This window comes from Paraburkholderia acidisoli, from assembly GCF_009789675.1.
Classification (GTDB): Bacteria; Pseudomonadota; Gammaproteobacteria; order Burkholderiales; family Burkholderiaceae; genus Paraburkholderia; species Paraburkholderia acidisoli.
In genome coordinates this window covers 2,622,564-2,638,429 of the sequence record NZ_CP046913.1, presented here as the reverse complement: position 1 = coordinate 2,638,429, position 15,866 = coordinate 2,622,564, and the positions used below count along the sequence as shown (strand labels likewise).

Here is a 15,866-nt window from a genome sequence, read left to right as displayed (position 1 = left end):
ATCAGTGGAACAACGTCTTGCCATATAATACCCCACGACTTTTTTGACGCGACTCGCGCCAAAGCCCGCAGGACGGTTCGCTCGCCGCATTCATCGCAAAGTTCTTACGCCGATGAAATGTCAATAATTGCATGCAGTCCGGCCCGATCCGGTTCATCGGGCGGCCGGTCGCGCCGGCGGGCCACCATCGAAAGCGGGCAGGCGGCCGGGCCGATACGCCAAAACCATACATGCCGCCCAGACAGTTTTTCCAGACGATCTCCAATAGTGATGACGGCGTGCCGGTCAAGCGGCGGCTCATCGCGGCACTTCTCGCCGTGCCCGGTCTGGTGCCCGCGCTCGCGCACGCCCAGCTCGCGGGCGACGCCGCGCTGCCCGCGCCGCTGGACGGCCCGTGGAGCCTGCGCCTCGCGCCGCAGCTCGAAGATCACCCCAACGTGCAGGGGCGCCATCCGGCTACCTTCGTGCTCGGCGATTCGACCACCGGCACGACCGACACCGACCTCGCGGTCAAGGGCGCGGCCGAGCTGCGCCAGGGAATGAACGTCGTCAAGGGCGACGCGCTGCACTACGACCAGGACACCGACACCGCCGACGCATACGGTCACGTGGTGGTCGTGCAGAACGGCACCTCGTTCGCGGGCCCCGAGGCGCACCTGCGGGTCGAGGCGAACGAAGGCTTCATGCCCGCGCCGAAGTACCACTTCTCGCTCACGGGCGGCTCCGGCAGCGCCGAGCGCGCCGACCTGCTCGACAACGAGCGCTCCGTGCTCACGACCGGCACCTACACGGCGTGCCAGTGCGCGACCGATCCGGCGTGGTACATCAAGGGCAGCGAGTTCGACTTCGACACCGGCAGCGACGAAGGCGTGGCGCACAACGCCGTGCTGTTCTTCCAGAACGTGCCGATCTTCGCGAGCCCGTGGCTGTCGTTCCCGCTGTCGGGCGACCGCAAGAGCGGCCTGCTGCCGCCCACGTTCTCGATCAGCTCGACCAACGGTTACGAAGTCTCGCTGCCGTATTACTTCAACATCGCGCCGAACCGCGACTTCACGTTCACGCCGGAGCTGATCTCCAAGCGCGGCGTGTTCCTGCAGGGCAACTACCGGTATCTCTCGACCAACTACTCGGGCTCGATCACCGGCACCTTCCTGCCCAACGACGCGATCACGAAAACGAACCGCTACGCGCTGTTCGTGCAGCACAACCAGGACTTCGGCAACGGGTTCGGCGGCTACATCTACTACAACAAGGTCTCGGACAACACCTATCCGGAAGATCTGCAGTCGGCCGCCAACCAGTTTCTGAACGGCACGCAAACGCTGTATCAGCAGGAAGCCGGCCTCACGTACAACAATGGGCCGTGGTCCGTGCTCACGCGCTGGCAGCACTGGCAGACGCTGGAGCCTTCGGTGGCGCCGTACGGCCGCGAGCCCGAGCTGAACGTGAAGTACGCGAAGTACAACGTCGGCGGCTTCGACTACGGCATGGAAGCCGACTACACGCGCTTCCGCATCACCACGGCCGACGCGACCGAGGGCGACCGCGTCGTCTTCAATCCGTACGTGTCGTACTCGCTGATGGGGCCCGGGTACTTCGTCACGCCGAAGGTGCAATGGCACTTCGCGGACTACAACCTGAGCAACATCGGCACGGACGACGTGGGCGCGCCCAAGAGCTTCACCGAGTCGATCCCGACCTTTAGCTTCGACACGGGGCTCGTGTTCGACCGCTCGGTGCACCTGTTCGGCCAGGATTACATCCAGACGCTCGAGCCGCGCCTGTACTACGTGTACACGCCGTATCGCAACCAGCAGTTCGCGCCCCTTTTCGACACGGCCGAGTCGGACTTCGGTCTGGCGGAAATCTTCACGCCGAACACCTTCGTCGGCAACGACCGCATTGCCGACGCGAACCGCCTGACCGCCGCGATCACCACGCGTTTCCTCGATCCGGCAAGCGGCGACGAGCGTGCGCGCTTCGTGCTCGCGCAGCAGTATTACTTCCAGGATCAGCGCGTCACGCTGGCCGAGGGCAATGGCTCGACCGCCTCGACCACGGACGCGACGCACTCGGACCTGATCGCGGGCGCGGCATTCAAGATCGGGCGCGGTTTCGCTTCGGAAACGGCGTTCCAATATAATGCCGACAACAACCAGCTCACGAAGGCGAGCGTCGGTTTCGGCTACAGCCCCGGCCCGAGCCGCGTGCTGAACATCGCCTACCGCTACACCCGCGCGAACACCACGCTCGACAACGAGCCGATCAACCAGATCCTGGTTTCCGCGCAATGGCCGTTCTCGCACCGGGTATACGCCGTGGGCCGCTTCAACTACGATCTGAGCGGTCACCGGATCGTGGACGGCCTGGTCGGCATGCAGTACGACGCGGATTGCTGGGTGCTCGGCGTGGGGCTTCAGCGTTACGCTAACGGCATCAACACCACGGGCGGCACGAATTCGGCCACGCGCTTCCTCGCGCAGCTCACGCTCAAGGGCTTTTCGAACGTCGACAACGGCCTCGTCGCGGCGTTCAAGGCCAGCGTGCCGGGCTACACGCCGGTGCCGGGTTCGGGACCGTTGCCGTCGCGCTTCACGGATTATCAATAACGCGTGATCCGGCGCGCTTTCTTCGTGAGGCGTGCCCAGGAGCCGCGCGGGGTCGGTTGCATAGAGACGGGTGAAGCGTGCCCGCCAACTTTGGAGTATCTGTGGGAATCATGAAAAAGCTTCGCCTGGCAGCGTACGCTGCGAGTCTCATCGCCATCGCAGGCATCCTGCCGGCCGCGCCGGCGCAAGCTCAAGGGCTCCCGGGCGCGAACAACGGCCAGACCGTCGACACGATCGCGGCCGTCGTCAACGACGGCGTGATCACGCAGCGCGAGCTGGACGACCGCGTCAACCTGATCGCGCGCCGCCTGCAGCAGCAGAACGCGCCGGTGCCGCCGAGCGACCAGCTGCGCGCGCAGGTGCTCAACCAGATGGTGCTCGAACGCATCCAGCTCCAGAAGGCCAAGGAAGACGGCATCACCATCGACGACACCGCCGTGAACCGCACGCTCGAGCGCCTCGCGCAGGCGAACGGCATGGACCTCGCCACGTACCGCGGGCGGATCGAAGCGGCGGGCGTGCCCTGGAGCACGTTCACGCGCGACGCGCGCACGGAACTCACGCTCTCGCGCCTGCGCGAGAAGGAAGTGGACAGCAAGATCTCGGTGTCCGACGCCGAAGTCGCGAACTACATCGCGAGCCAGCGCGGACCGAACGCGGGCCAGAGCAACGACCTGCACTTCGAGCACATCTTCGTCAAGGCGCCGCTCAACGCTTCGGAAACCGACATCGAAGCCGCCCAGGCCAAGGCCAACGCGCTGCTGAAGCAGGCGCAGTCGGGCAGCAAGTTCGAAAGCCTCGCGAAGTCGAATTCGCAGGCGCCGGACGCGAGCAAGGGCGGCGACATGGGCTTCCTGCCGGCGGCCAAGCTGCCGCCGGAATTCGTGACGGCGGCCTCCACGCTGCGTCCGGGCGAAGTGAATCCCTCGCTGATCCGCACCAGTGACGGCTTCGAGATCGTGCGTCTCGTCGAGCGCCGCCAGGGTCAGGGCACGAGCGCCGATGCCACCAAGCTCGTGCAAACGCACGTGCGCCACATTCTGCTGCGCGTGGGCGACGGCATGTCCGAGCAGCAGGCGCGCCAGAAACTGCTCGAAATTCGCCAGCAGGTCGCGCAGGGCGGCGACTTCGCCAAGTTCGCGCGTACCTATTCGCAGGACGGCTCGGCTTCGCAGGGCGGCGACCTCGGCTGGATCAGCCCGGGCGAAACCGTGCCCGAATTCGAACGCGCCATGAACACGCTGCAGGACGGCCAGCTGAGCGAGCCGGTGCGCACGGAATACGGCTATCACCTGATCCAGGTGCTCGGCCGCCGCGACGCGGAAGGCTCGGTCGCCCAGCAGATGGACCTCGCGCGCCAGGCCATCGGTCAGCGCAAGGCTGAACAGGCTTACGCCGACTGGCTGCGCCAGCTGCGAGACAGCGCCTACGTGAGCTACAAGATCGCGGGCATGACGCCGCCGCAGAGCAACTAAGCCAAAGGAAATCGAGCCATGAACGCCTCCGCATCGTCGCCGGCTCCGGCCCCGCGGAAGGCGGGCCCGATCCGCATTGCCATCACCACGGGCGAGCCGGCCGGCGTCGGTCCCGAACTCACCGTCGCCGCGCTCGCGGGCGCGGCCGCTCACTGGCCCAACGCCCGCTTCGTCGTGCTCGGCGACCGGGCGCTGCTCGAAGCGCGCGCGAAAGCCGTCAACGTCGACTGGGCCGCGCTGCTCGCGACCCAGCCCGTGGAAATCGAAGACATCCCGCTCGGCACGCGCGTGCAGGCCGGCAAGCTCGACGCCGCCAACGGCCGCTACGTGCTTGCGCTGCTCGATCGCGCGATCGACGGCGCCACGGCCGGCGAGTTCGACGCGATCGTCACCGCGCCGCTGCAAAAGAGCACGATCAACGACGCGGGCGTGCCGTTCACCGGCCATACCGAATACCTCGCCGAACGCACCGGCACGCCGCGCGTGGTGATGATGCTCGCGGGCACCGGCGCGCGCCCGCTGCGCGTCGCGCTCGCGACCACGCACCTGCCGCTCAAGGACGTTTCGGCGGCGCTGAGCGTGGCAGGCATCGTCGAAACGCTGCGCATCATTCATCACGACCTGCGCCACCATTTCGGCGTGCCGTTGCCGCGCATTCTCGTGACCGGCCTCAATCCGCACGCGGGCGAGAACGGCTATCTCGGCCGCGAGGAAATCGACATCATCGCGCCGGCGCTCGCGAGCGCCACGGCCGAAGGCATCGACGCACGCGGCCCGTATCCCGCCGACACGCTGTTCCAGCCGCGCTACCTCAAAGACGCGGACTGCGTGCTGGCGATGTTCCATGACCAGGGCCTGCCGGTTCTCAAATACGCGACGTTCGGCGAGGGCATCAACGTGACGCTCGGTTTGCCGATCGTGCGCACCTCGGTCGATCACGGCACCGCGCTCGACCTCGCGGGTACCGGCCGCGCGGATGCGGGCAGCCTGATCGCCGCTCTCGACACGGCCGTATCGATGGCGCGCCACCGGCGCGGCCTCTGACAGATTTCGAAACGATGTCCAATAGCAGCAGACAGCACCAGGGCCACTTCGCGCGCAAGCGCTTCGGCCAGAACTTTCTCGTCGACACGGGCGTGATCGACTCGATCGTCGACGTCATTCGCCCGCAGCGCGGCGAGCGCATGGTCGAAATCGGGCCGGGTCTCGGCGCGCTCACCGAGCCGCTGATCGAACGCCTCGCCACACCCGAAGCGCCGCTGCACGCGGTCGAGCTGGACCGCGACCTGATCGCGCGCCTCACGAAGAAGTTCGGGCCGCTGCTCGAACTGCACGCGGGCGACGCGCTCGCGTTCGACTTCGGCTCGCTGGCGGCGCCGGGCGAGACGCCTTCGCTGCGCATCGTCGGCAATCTGCCGTACAACATTTCGAGCCCGCTGCTGTTCCATCTCGTCACCTTTGCCGAGCGCGTGATCGACCAGCATTTCATGCTGCAGAACGAGGTGGTCGAGCGCATGATCGCCGAGCCGGGCAGCAAGGCGTTCGGCCGGCTCACGGTGATGCTGCAGTATCGCTACGTGATCGACAAGCTGATCGACGTGCCGCCCGAATCGTTCCAGCCGCCGCCCAAGGTGGATTCGGCGATCGTGCGCATGATTCCGTACGCGCCGCACGAATTGGCGAAGGTGAACGGCGTGCTGCTCGGCGAACTCGTGACGGCGGCGTTCTCGCAGCGCCGCAAGATGCTGCGCAATACGCTGGCCGATTATCGCGACCGGCTCGATTTCGACGCGCTCGGTTTCGATCTCGCGCGCCGCGCCGAGGAAGTGCCCGTGGACGAATACGTGCGGCTCGCGCAGGCGCTGGAAAGCGCGGTCTGAGGCGTGTGACGCGCGGCCCGTCAGGCGACCGGATCGCACGACACGGGTAAGACGCCGCGCGACGTCACTCGCGCGCGAGCGATTCAGGCGCGCCGCTTCGCGGGCGCGTTGACGAGCGCGATGCCCGCGAGCACGAGCAGGGCGGCCGCGAGAAAACGGTAGTTGAACGATTCGCCGAGCAGCAGCACGCCGAACGTCACGCCGAAGAGCGGCGTGAGAAACGAGAAGACCGAAAGCCGCGAAGCCATGTAGCGCGTGAGCAGCCAGAACCACGTCAGGTAGCTCACGAACGCGACCACCACGGCTTGATAGCCGAGACTCAGCACCGCGAGCGGCGTGACCGCGCGCACTTCCATCTGGCCGACGCCCGCCGCAAGCGCGAGCAATACCACGGCCGAAACCGCCAGTTGATAGAAGAGCGCCTTGCTCGCGCTCACCCGCGCGAGCGGGCTTGAGCGCACGACGACCGTGGTCGCGGCCCAGGCGATACCGCCGAGCACGCCGAGCGCGTCGCCGGCAACGCCAACGAGCATCGCGTGGGTCGCGCCGCTGGCCGAACCGTGACGCACGAAGCCGTCGGCGAAGGCGAGCGCCATGCCGACGAACGCTATCGACACGCCGATCCACTGCGTGCGCCGCATGCGCTCGCCGGGCGTGAACCAGTGCAGGCCGAGCGCCGTGAAACAGGGCGCGGTGTAGAGAAACACCGCCATGCGCGTGGCGCTCGTCATCGTCAGGCCGACGAAGATGCAGACGAACTCCGCCGCGAACAGGCTGCCCGCGAGCAGGCCGGCGGCCAGCGTGCCGTCGGCGCGAAAGAGCGGCGTGCCGCGTGCGCGCGCCCAGCCCCACACCAGCATGGCCGCGATCGCCGAACGCAAGGCCGCCTGGAACACCGGTGGCACGGAGGCATTCGCGCTCTTGATCGCGACTTGCTGAAAGCCCCAGATCGCGCAGAGGGCGATCATGAGGACGACGGCTTGCGCGTCCGGCACGCGGCGCACGGGCAGGGCAACGGTGCTCATCGAAGGACGCTCGGCCAGGAAGATTGGAGCCTAACGATAGCAAAAACCTTACGGTCGCCCGACGATGCCCCCAGGCGCGACAGGGTGGCCGCGCCCGGCTTTGCGGCTTTCGACCCGGTCAGCTCGCGTCGTTGCGCAGCGCTTCGTACGCCTTCAACTGGCTATAGACGATGCGCAGCACCGACAGCTCGCTCGCCGAGCGTTGCGCCGCGCCGCCGCGACGGATCAGATCGCCGAGGATGTGGTCGGCTTCGATGCGCGAGCCGTTTTGCACGTCGCGCAGCATCGACGCCGTGAGCGACGAACCCGTGGCGAACAGCATGGCGCGCGAGCGTTCGAGGAAACTCTCGCGCACCGCGTGGCCGTGTTCGGCGGCAATCGCGCGGCATTCGGCGAACAGGCGCTCGATGGTCGCGGCGCCGTCGGGCGTGGCCAGAATCGCGCCGATGGGCGCGCGAAACAGGCACGTGCTGCCCGCGAGCGTCGCGAGAAACACCCACTTTTCCCACATGTCCAGCAGGATCTGCCCGCTCGCCTTAATGGCGAAGCCGGCGTTGCCGAAGGTCTCGGCGATGGTCTGCGCGCGCGCCGAGACGCCGCCGCCGAGTTCGCCGAACGTGATGGCCTGCGAGTCGTTCAGATGCACGATCTCGCGCTTGTCGTTGAGCGTGGAGGCGATCAGGCAGATGCCGCCGAGCACGGCTTGCGTGCCGAAGCGCGCCTGCAGGATGTCCAGATGACGCATGCCGTTGAGCAGCGGCAGGATCTGCGTTTCGGGGCCGACGGCGGGCGCGAACGAGTCGATGGCGTTCTCGAGGTCGTAAGCCTTGCAGCTGAGCAGGATCAAGTCGAACGGTGTATCGAGCGTGTCTTTCGTCACCGTCTTGACGTCGCGCAGCGTGAGATCGCCGTTGGCCTTGCTGCGAATCACGAGGCCCTCGTCGCGTAACTGCGCCGCGCGCGCCTCGCGCACCAGAAACGTCACGTCGCGCCCAGCGGCGGCGAGCCGGCCGCCGAAGTAACCGCCCGTTGCACCTGCACCGACAACCAGAATCCGCATGTCCTACTCCTTGTCGCTTGTTACTTACGCGTCTGTTGATGACGTTGGGCCAGCGAAACTGCCGCCGCGGACGGCCGGCAATTTCGGGATGGCGAACATGCTAGAGCAAATCGGCGGACTTTGCCGCCGCGGGCAGGCCCAGCGGGATTTTGGTACAGTCCCGCTTTTCACGACGGCATAACGGAGTCCCCCATGCGCCTTTTGCACACGATGCTTCGGGTCGGCGATCTCGATCGTTCGATCCAGTTCTACACCGAGCTGCTCGGCATGAAACTGCTGCGCCGCGAAGACTACCCGGACGGCAAGTTCACGCTGGCGTTCGTGGGCTACACGGATGAGCGCGACGGCACGGTGATCGAGCTGACCCACAACTGGGACACGCCTTCCTACGATCTTGGCACCGGCTTCGGACACCTCGCGGTCGAGGTCGAAGATGCCTACGCGGCCTGCGCGAAAATCAAGGAGCAGGGCGGCACGGTGGTGCGCGAAGCCGGCCCGATGAAGCATGGCACGACCGTGATTGCGTTCGTGACCGATCCGGACGGATACAAGATCGAGTTTATTCAGAAGAAGGGGTAACAATTTTCCGTCGACGACGCCAGAATTCTGGCGTCGCCCGACCAGATTGTTAAAGTTGTATTGATTTTATTAATTTTAAAATAAATATCGAGTAAAGCAACTTAATTAACTAAAAACTACTCGATTCGAAGCGGGTGCTTTTCTTCTGAATTGAATCAAGGTCATCGTCTCCCCTTGCAACGTCCGCACTGTCGACCGTGTGATTGGCTACAGAAAATTCCTAAATATAAGTAGTACTACCTAATACAATGTATAGATTTTTGTAAATATCCCGACGAAATCGGAGATTACGTGAAATTTTTGGCATTGTTGAGTCATCTCTGCGCTGGTGGATCTCCCAATTCGGACTGTTCCTATATGCGCAAATCCCAAAGTCGACGAGACTCCTTCCTTCGGTCATAAATTCAAAATACAGCTCGACTAGCGCTTGCTGCGTGAAAGTGGGCGCCTGACGTCGCCGCGCTTGTAGTGATCGGTAAGCTGCTTTTTCACGAGCGTGAAGGTCCTTGAGTCTGCTGAGAGAGGCGGAAATATGTGGGCAGCTTATCGAATCTTGAAGATTCAACTTTCTTATTTTCTTCTTCGCAAATGTATGGCGTCGCAGGACTTTTCTCGAATGAATTGCTCGCCAAATTCGGCAAACGGGCTGCGCTCGTTGTGACGAGTCGTGTCGTTGGCGACGCGCAATCCAATTCATTCAGGAATCGTTCTATGCATTTGCCTGCACAAAGCTTCGTCGGTGTGCCGCCGCGTAATGGCGGCGTATTGACGCGCACGCTGGATTTCGCCGTGATCGCGCTCGGTGCGCTTGTGGCTGCGCGGTTTGAGCGGTTGCCTGACGGTGGCGGCTATGACAGTGCTTTACTCGCGTTCGCGCTCCTGGTGTCGGCGTTAGTCTTTCCTCTGTTTGGCCTGTATCGAATCGGACATCGTCGCATCTTCGTGCGCTGTATCTGTGCGCCGGTGCTCGCCTGGTTGTTGTCGCTCGTGGTAGCGCTGGTCGTCGTCGTGATCCTCGGCGATCCGTGGCGCCCTGACAATCTCCGGGTCTTGCGCTGGACTCTTTTTTCGGGCACCGGGCTCGTCCTTGTCCGCCTGGTCGCCTGTGTGCTCAGCCGTCGTCGCGAACGTCACATCGCAGGCTCGCGAGCCGTCGCCATAGTGGGAAGCGGCGAACACTGCCGACAGCTGCTGCGAAAGATCGAGTCGACTCCCAATTCGCGCTGGATTGTCTCGACGATCTTCGATACGGGTCTGGACATGGCGGCAGCGCCCGGCGCGATGCCTGCGTTCCATGACAGATCAGGCTTCGCCGAGTATGTGCGTCGCTATCAGGTCAAGGAGCTTTGGCTCGCGCTGCCGCTTTCGGAGGAGCGCACCATTCTCGATTTCATCGAATTGTTCCGTCGCGATCTCGTGAATATCCGCTTCATTCCCGACGTGAGCGGTATGGCCTTGTTCGAAGGCGAGATGATCAAACTTGAGGGCGCGTCAGCGATCAATCTGGTCGGCTCGCCCCTGTCGTCGGACGCGTTGGTGATCAAGGACAGATTCGATCGTGCTTTCGCCCTATGCGCGTTGACCATGCTGTGTCCGTTGCTCATTGCCATCGCACTCGCTGTAAAGATTTCTTCGCCAGGTCCAGTGCTCTTCACGCAAAAGCGTAAGGGCGCCAACGGACGGATCTTCGAGATTTACAAGTTTCGCAGCATGCGGATACATCAGGCGGCGCATGGCGTAGTCAAGCAAGCGACACGGAACGACCCGCGCATTACGCGTGTGGGCGCATTTTTACGTCGTACCAGCCTTGATGAGTTGCCCCAGTTTCTCAACGTTCTGCGCGGCGATATGTCGGTGGTCGGACCACGGCCGCACGCCATCGAGCACGACACGCTTTATCAAAATATTGTCGACGGCTACATCCATCGTTACCGCATCAAGCCGGGCATAACGGGTTGGGCGCAAGTGAACGGCTTTCGTGGCGAGACCGATCGCATCGAAAAGATGGAAGGGCGCGTCGAACACGATCTCTTCTATTTGAGCAACTGGTCCTTCGGTCTCGACATGCGCATCATTGTCGCGACAATTTTCAAGGGACTAGTCCACCGCAACGCGTATTGACTAGCTGGAACGTAGAGACGTGCTGAAACGATTGAACAAGCCGATTGCAAACCGGCCACGACTTCTGTGCCTTGGTGCGGCCGTTGCGCTTTGCGCTGAGTTGGGCGCATGCGCGGTCGCGCCGGGCATGCGCATGACTGTGTCGCAGGGGGCGGCTCAGTCGCCGGCTTTGGCGGGCGGTGACTGGAAGGCCGGCTCAACTGAGACGGAGAAATCCGCTGAAGGCAAGGCAACGCCGCCGGCGTCCAACGCCAGCGCGAGCACGCCTGACATTGCCATCACTGAACTTAACTTCGCACTGCTGAAAGTATTTCAAGATGAACGGCTGAAGCAGCAGCGCGCGCAACTCGAATTGCTTGCGGGGGCACCGCAGCCCTACACCATCGGTGCGGGCGATGTGCTGCAGATCGTCGTTTGGGATCACCCCGAAATTGCAGCAGCGATGGGCGGCTCCCAGTCCCAGGCGTCTAATCGGCCAGCTGATCCGTATTCCGGTTTCGTCGTCGATCAAGCAGGCGATCTCACTTTTCCATATGCGGGCACGTTACACGTTGCCGGACTTCGCGCGGAGGAAGTGCAGCGCCGCTTGACCACCGCCTTGGCCCGCTACTTCGTCAAGCCTCAGGTGACCGTGCGAATGGCGTCGTATCGCGCGCACGAAGTGTATGTCGACGGCGAAGTGCGCAATCCCGGTGTTGTCGCCGTGAACGACGTGCCGATGTCGCTCTACGAAGCCATTTCGCGCGCAGGCGGTTTTGCGGATTCAGCCGATCAAAGCGATCTCGTGCTTGTGCGCGGCGGCAGCTCTCATCGTATCGACCTCACGCAGATGGTGGCGAGCGGGCAAAGCCCCTCGCGGCTCTATCTAAAGCCCGGCGACATGTTGCACGTCGTCGCGCGCGACGAAAACGACGTCTATGTCATGGGCGAAGTCAACAAGCCCATCTCAGCCATTCCGCGCCGCACAGGCCGTATCACGCTGGCCGACGCGATCGCGCAGGCCGGCAGTGTCAATGCATCAACAGCCGACGCAGCACAAATGTTCGTGATTCGCGGCGCTTTGAACGGGAAACCCGAGGTGTTTCACCTTGATGGACGATCGCCGGTGGCGATGCTTGTGGCGAAAGAATTCGACCTTCAACCCAAGGACGTCGTGTACGTCGATGGTAACGGACTGGTTCGCTTCAACCGCGTTCTTTCCCTGCTGATACCGGCAATCAACGCGGGCTTGACCGCAGGGCTAGTGGCTAAATGATTGAGAACGTACTCGTGGTTTGCGAAGGCAACATTTGCCGCAGCCCGCTTGCGTGCGCGATGCTCGCCCGATCGTTGCCAGACATTGCGTTTAGTTCTGCCGGCACGCACGCGCTAACGGGCGAGAGTGCCGACCCGCTCATCGTCCAACTGGCGCGCGAGCGCGGTGTCGCTCTCGATGAACACATCGCCTCATCAGTTACTGACAAGCGCGTGCGCGGAGCCGATCTGATTCTCACGATGACCAAAGTGCAGCGTGAACAGATCGAGTCCGCGTGGCCTTTCTCCCGGGGCAAGGTATTTCGTCTGATCGAAGGCGAGGAGGGTATCGACATCGTCGATCCCTATCGCCGTCATCGCACAACGTTCGATCTGGCTGTCGCGCAGATCGAACATGGCGTCGCGCATTGGTGTGACGTCCTGGCAGGACAGCAGGTTCACTGAAACATGACTCTTCTCAAGAAAAATCCGTCCAACCATCCATCGGACGACGATGAAATCGATCTCTCGGAGTTATTTGCGGTACTCCGCGAAAGCCTCTCGCTGATCGGCGTCGTCACCGCGGTTGTGTTTCTGCTTGGCGCGATGTACGCCTTCCTGAGTACGCCGGTTTATCGCGCCGACGCGATGATTCAGGTGGATGACGACTCGGGAGCCGGCTCGATCAATGACAAGTTGGGCGATCTGGCGTCGCTCTTTCAGCAGAAGGCGACAGCCGACGCCGAAATCGAGTTGATCCGCTCGCGCGCAGTGGTTGGCGAAACGGTGAGCAGGCTGCACGTCGATGTCGATGCGCGACCGCATTACTTCCCGTTTATCGGGGCGACAGTTGCGCGGTACCGATCCAAACGCAGCAACGAATTGCTTCCACCTATCTTGGGGCTGACCGGCTTTTCCTGGGGTGGCGAACGTATCGTTGTGGGGCAATTCGATGTTCCCCCGGCATTATTCAACGCCAAATTCACGCTGACCGCGCAAGCCGATGAACGATTTGAACTGGCCGCGCCGAATGGAAATGTGGTGATTCGCGGGCGCGTCGGTACGCTGGCCACGGGCAACACGGAATACGGTGCCGTCACACTCAAGGTGATGTCATTGCTTGCGCTGCCGGGCGCGCATTTCGACCTTAAGCGGCTCCCCACACAGCAGACTGTCGAGCGCCTTCAAAAGAACCTCGACATTGCCGAGAAGACCAAGCAGTCGGGAATCATTGGCATGAAACTCGACGGCGAGGACGCGTCGCGCATTACCGCTATCGTTAATATGATCGCGAGCCTGTATGTACAGCGCAACGTCGATCGAAGATCCGCTCAAGCGCAGCAGATGCTCGATTTCCTTGGTGAGCAGTTGCCGCAACTCCGCGCGGAACTCGATCAATCCGAGGCTCGCTACAACGCATATCGCGAGAAGTCTGGGGTAATCGATCTCGACGCGCAAGGAAAGTTGCTTCTGCAAAGCGTTGTCGATGCGAGGACGCGGCTCACGCAGTTTCAGCAGCAGCGTGCTGAACTAGTCCAACGCTATACGCCATCGCATCCGGCGGTCGCCGCCGTCGACGCACAAATCGCTGAACTTGAGCACCAGCAGGATCAGTATGAGCAGCAGGTGACCGCATTGCCCGAGACGCAACAACAGGCACTGCGTCTCATGCGCGATGTGAAGGTAAACAACGATCTCTACATGAAGTTGCTCGATAGCACGCAGCAATTACGGGTATTGAAGGCCGGTCAACTTGGTAATGTTCGCACCGTCGACTACGCCGTCGTGCCGGAAGAGCCGGTTCGTCCGCGCAAACTAATGGTCCTGGCGGTAGCCGCCGTGCTCGGCGTGTTGCTCGGATGTGCCATCGCGCTGTCTCGCCGCATGTTCAATCGCGGCCTCGAAAGCCCAGCGGAAATCGAGCATGCGGTCGACGTCCCCGTCTACGCGATCATTTCGCACAGTGACAAGGAGGTGGCACTCCGGCAATCGGCGCGTCGAAATCCGACCGGTCCCGCCGTTCTTGCCGCAGTGTATCCGGATGACGTCGCAGTGGAAGGTCTACGCGGCTTGCGCACCGCGATGCAGTTCGGGGTGCTCAAACCTGAAAACAACATCGTGATGCTCACCGGGCCGCGTCCCGGCGTCGGCAAGTCGTTCGTTTCGGTGAATCTGGCCACCGTGCTGGCTGCCACAGGCAAGCGCATTTTGCTGATCGACGCAGACATGCGCCGTGGCGACGTTCATAGCTACTTCTCGATCAACAACAAGCCGGGGTTGTCGGATGTTCTCACCGGACGTGACCCGAAGGACGTGATTCGCCGCGAGGTACTGCCGCATCTCGACTTGATGCTGTCGGGGACCATTCCCGATCGTCCAGCAGAGTTACTGGTTCGCGAACGGCTCGGGCACGTGCTCAAGTCACTTGCCGGAAGCTACGACATGGTTATCGTCGATTCGCCGCCCGTGCTTGCCGTGACCGATCCAGTTGTGATTGGCAAACATGCGGGTGCAACGCTGATGGTCGTGCGTCACGGGCGCCACTCGGCAGCCGAACTCCGCGAATGCACGCGTCAACTCGCGAGTTCGGGCGTGCGAGTGGATGGTCTGCTGCTTACGGACGTGCCCGAGCGCGGAACGAGCTACGGCGCGTATTCGAACTACAGCAATAAGTCCGACTGAGGAAAGACACCCTCGCTGGAGGGTGTCCAGCATCCAACAGAAAACAAAATGAAAAAGAAAGTATTACTAACATTTGGGACGCGGCCCGAGGCGATCAAGATGGCGCCACTCGTTAAACGTTTGCAGATGGAGCCTGGAATTCGCTGTCAGGTGTGCGTGACCGGTCAGCACCGGGAGATGCTTGATCAGGTGCTCGATCTGTTCGCAATTCGCCCTGACTTTGACCTCAACATCATGAAGCGTGGCCAGGATCTGTACGACGTTACGACGTCGATCCTGAGTGGTATGCGCGATGTTCTCGCGCAAGCCCAGCCTGACATGGTGCTTGTGCATGGGGACACGACGACTACCATGGCCGCGACGCTTGCCTCGTTCTATCAACGTACGCCTGTTGCGCACGTCGAAGCCGGGCTGCGCACTGGCAACCTGCTTTCGCCATGGCCGGAAGAAGCAAACCGCAAAGTGACCGGTGCGTTGGCGTCAGTGCATTTTGCACCTACCGGGAGAGCTCGGCAGAATCTGCTGGCAGAAGGTGTGGCTCCGGGTTCGATTGTTGTGACGGGGAATACCGTTATCGACGCATTACTGCAGGTGCGCGAGCGTCTTGCAACCGATGCCCGATTGCGTGATGAAGCCGAGCGTGCACTCCCGCAATTCGATCCCGCGCGACGACTTATTCTTGTAACCGGGCATCGTCGTGAAAGCTTCGGCCACGGCTTCGAACGCATTTGCTCTGCGCTCGTCCAATTGGCGCGAGCGTTTCCAGACATCGACATTGTTTATCCGGTGCATTTGAATCCAAGCGTGCGCGAACCCGTCAATCGTCTGCTGATGGATATCGCGAACGTTCATTTGATCGAACCGCTCGACTACCTTCCATTCGTTTGTTTGATGGATCGTGCTCACCTGATCCTGACCGATTCTGGCGGCATTCAGGAAGAAGCGCCGTCGCTGTGCAAGCCCGTGCTGGTGATGCGCGACACGACGGAACGCCAGGAGGCGGTGGATGCCGGCATAGTGCGCCTGGTTGGAACGGATGCCCGCGCGATTGTAGATGGCGTCACTCAGTTACTGGAAGACTGCGAGGCTTACGCATCCATGGCGCGCGGCGATAACCCCTACGGCGATGGGCACGCATGCGACCGCATTGCGCATTCGCTCGACGGCTGGTGGGATGCCGCGTCCGGCGCGGAATAATGCTT

At 62.5% G+C, this 15,866-nt stretch carries 13 protein-coding genes; 10 read left to right on the top strand and 3 right to left on the bottom strand.

The window, feature by feature from the left end:
- Position 1: 1 nt before the first annotated feature.
- Entirely contained in the window at positions 2-301 is a 300-nt protein-coding gene (locus FAZ98_RS35365) for a hypothetical protein (protein WP_199272342.1), read from the bottom strand.
- Between FAZ98_RS35365 and FAZ98_RS11610 the strand changes: the two genes are divergently transcribed.
- The 4 genes from FAZ98_RS11610 to rsmA all read left to right on the top strand — a co-directional run bounded on the left by FAZ98_RS11610 (position 231) and on the right by rsmA (position 5,964).
- Complete coding sequence (locus FAZ98_RS11610) at positions 231-2,609, top strand: LPS-assembly protein LptD (protein WP_158951350.1); 2,379 nt, start codon at positions 231-233, stop codon at positions 2,607-2,609. The genes FAZ98_RS35365 and FAZ98_RS11610 overlap by 71 nt on opposite strands.
- Before the next feature lie 101 nt (positions 2,610-2,710).
- Positions 2,711-4,084 (top strand): peptidylprolyl isomerase, encoded by a 1,374-nt coding sequence (locus tag FAZ98_RS11605; protein WP_158951349.1) that lies wholly within the window; start codon positions 2,711-2,713, stop codon positions 4,082-4,084.
- Between the two features lie 18 nt (positions 4,085-4,102).
- Positions 4,103-5,128, top strand: a complete 1,026-nt coding sequence (pdxA, locus tag FAZ98_RS11600) for a 4-hydroxythreonine-4-phosphate dehydrogenase PdxA (RefSeq protein WP_158951348.1) — start codon at positions 4,103-4,105, stop codon at positions 5,126-5,128.
- Positions 5,129-5,142: 14 nt separating this feature from the next.
- Entirely contained in the window at positions 5,143-5,964 is an 822-nt protein-coding gene (gene rsmA, locus FAZ98_RS11595) for a 16S rRNA (adenine(1518)-N(6)/adenine(1519)-N(6))-dimethyltransferase RsmA (RefSeq protein WP_158951347.1), read from the top strand.
- A gap of 83 nt (positions 5,965-6,047) precedes the next feature.
- Here the strand turns inward: rsmA and FAZ98_RS11590 are convergent, their stop codons facing one another.
- Both FAZ98_RS11590 and panE read right to left on the bottom strand, forming a co-directional pair.
- On the bottom strand, positions 6,048-6,989 hold the full coding sequence (locus FAZ98_RS11590) for a DMT family transporter (protein WP_158951346.1): 942 nt from the start codon (positions 6,987-6,989) through the stop codon (positions 6,048-6,050).
- A 118-nt stretch (positions 6,990-7,107) separates the two neighbouring features.
- Positions 7,108-8,049, bottom strand: coding sequence for a 2-dehydropantoate 2-reductase (panE, locus tag FAZ98_RS11585; protein ID WP_158951345.1), 942 nt, complete (start codon positions 8,047-8,049; stop codon positions 7,108-7,110).
- Between the two features lie 192 nt (positions 8,050-8,241).
- Between panE and gloA the strand changes: the two genes are divergently transcribed.
- From gloA to wecB, 6 genes are all read left to right on the top strand, one after another.
- Positions 8,242-8,628, top strand: a complete 387-nt coding sequence (gene gloA, locus FAZ98_RS11580; protein WP_158951344.1) for a lactoylglutathione lyase — start codon at positions 8,242-8,244, stop codon at positions 8,626-8,628.
- A gap of 711 nt (positions 8,629-9,339) precedes the next feature.
- Positions 9,340-10,749 (top strand): undecaprenyl-phosphate glucose phosphotransferase, encoded by a 1,410-nt coding sequence (locus FAZ98_RS11575; RefSeq protein ID WP_158951965.1) that lies wholly within the window; start codon positions 9,340-9,342, stop codon positions 10,747-10,749.
- Positions 10,750-10,768: 19 nt separating this feature from the next.
- On the top strand, positions 10,769-12,004 hold the full coding sequence (locus FAZ98_RS11570; protein ID WP_456093739.1) for a polysaccharide biosynthesis/export family protein: 1,236 nt from the start codon (positions 10,769-10,771) through the stop codon (positions 12,002-12,004).
- Positions 12,001-12,447, top strand: a complete 447-nt coding sequence (locus tag FAZ98_RS11565) for a low molecular weight protein-tyrosine-phosphatase (RefSeq protein ID WP_158951343.1) — start codon at positions 12,001-12,003, stop codon at positions 12,445-12,447. The genes FAZ98_RS11570 and FAZ98_RS11565 overlap by 4 nt, the downstream gene beginning before the upstream one ends.
- 3 nt (positions 12,448-12,450) lie before the next feature.
- Positions 12,451-14,664, top strand: a complete 2,214-nt coding sequence (locus tag FAZ98_RS11560; protein WP_158951342.1) for a polysaccharide biosynthesis tyrosine autokinase — start codon at positions 12,451-12,453, stop codon at positions 14,662-14,664.
- A gap of 48 nt (positions 14,665-14,712) precedes the next feature.
- Positions 14,713-15,861, top strand: coding sequence for a non-hydrolyzing UDP-N-acetylglucosamine 2-epimerase (wecB, locus tag FAZ98_RS11555; protein WP_158951341.1), 1,149 nt, complete (start codon positions 14,713-14,715; stop codon positions 15,859-15,861).
- Positions 15,862-15,866 lie beyond the last annotated feature (5 nt).

Coding starts and splice junctions, on each gene's coding strand:
- FAZ98_RS11610 (WP_158951350.1), top strand. CDS start 231: ATGCCGCCCAGACAGTTTTTCCAGACGATCTCCAATAGTGATGACGGC.
- FAZ98_RS35365 (WP_199272342.1), bottom strand. CDS start 301: ATGAGCCGCCGCTTGACCGGCACGCCGTCATCACTATTGGAGATCGTC.
- pdxA (WP_158951348.1), top strand. CDS start 4,103: ATGAACGCCTCCGCATCGTCGCCGGCTCCGGCCCCGCGGAAGGCGGGC.
- rsmA (WP_158951347.1), top strand. CDS start 5,143: ATGTCCAATAGCAGCAGACAGCACCAGGGCCACTTCGCGCGCAAGCGC.
- FAZ98_RS11590 (WP_158951346.1), bottom strand. CDS start 6,989: ATGAGCACCGTTGCCCTGCCCGTGCGCCGCGTGCCGGACGCGCAAGCC.
- panE (WP_158951345.1), bottom strand. CDS start 8,049: ATGCGGATTCTGGTTGTCGGTGCAGGTGCAACGGGCGGTTACTTCGGC.
- gloA (WP_158951344.1), top strand. CDS start 8,242: ATGCGCCTTTTGCACACGATGCTTCGGGTCGGCGATCTCGATCGTTCG.
- FAZ98_RS11575 (WP_158951965.1), top strand. CDS start 9,340: ATGCATTTGCCTGCACAAAGCTTCGTCGGTGTGCCGCCGCGTAATGGC.
- FAZ98_RS11565 (WP_158951343.1), top strand. CDS start 12,001: ATGATTGAGAACGTACTCGTGGTTTGCGAAGGCAACATTTGCCGCAGC.
- FAZ98_RS11560 (WP_158951342.1), top strand. CDS start 12,451: ATGACTCTTCTCAAGAAAAATCCGTCCAACCATCCATCGGACGACGAT.
- wecB (WP_158951341.1), top strand. CDS start 14,713: ATGAAAAAGAAAGTATTACTAACATTTGGGACGCGGCCCGAGGCGATC.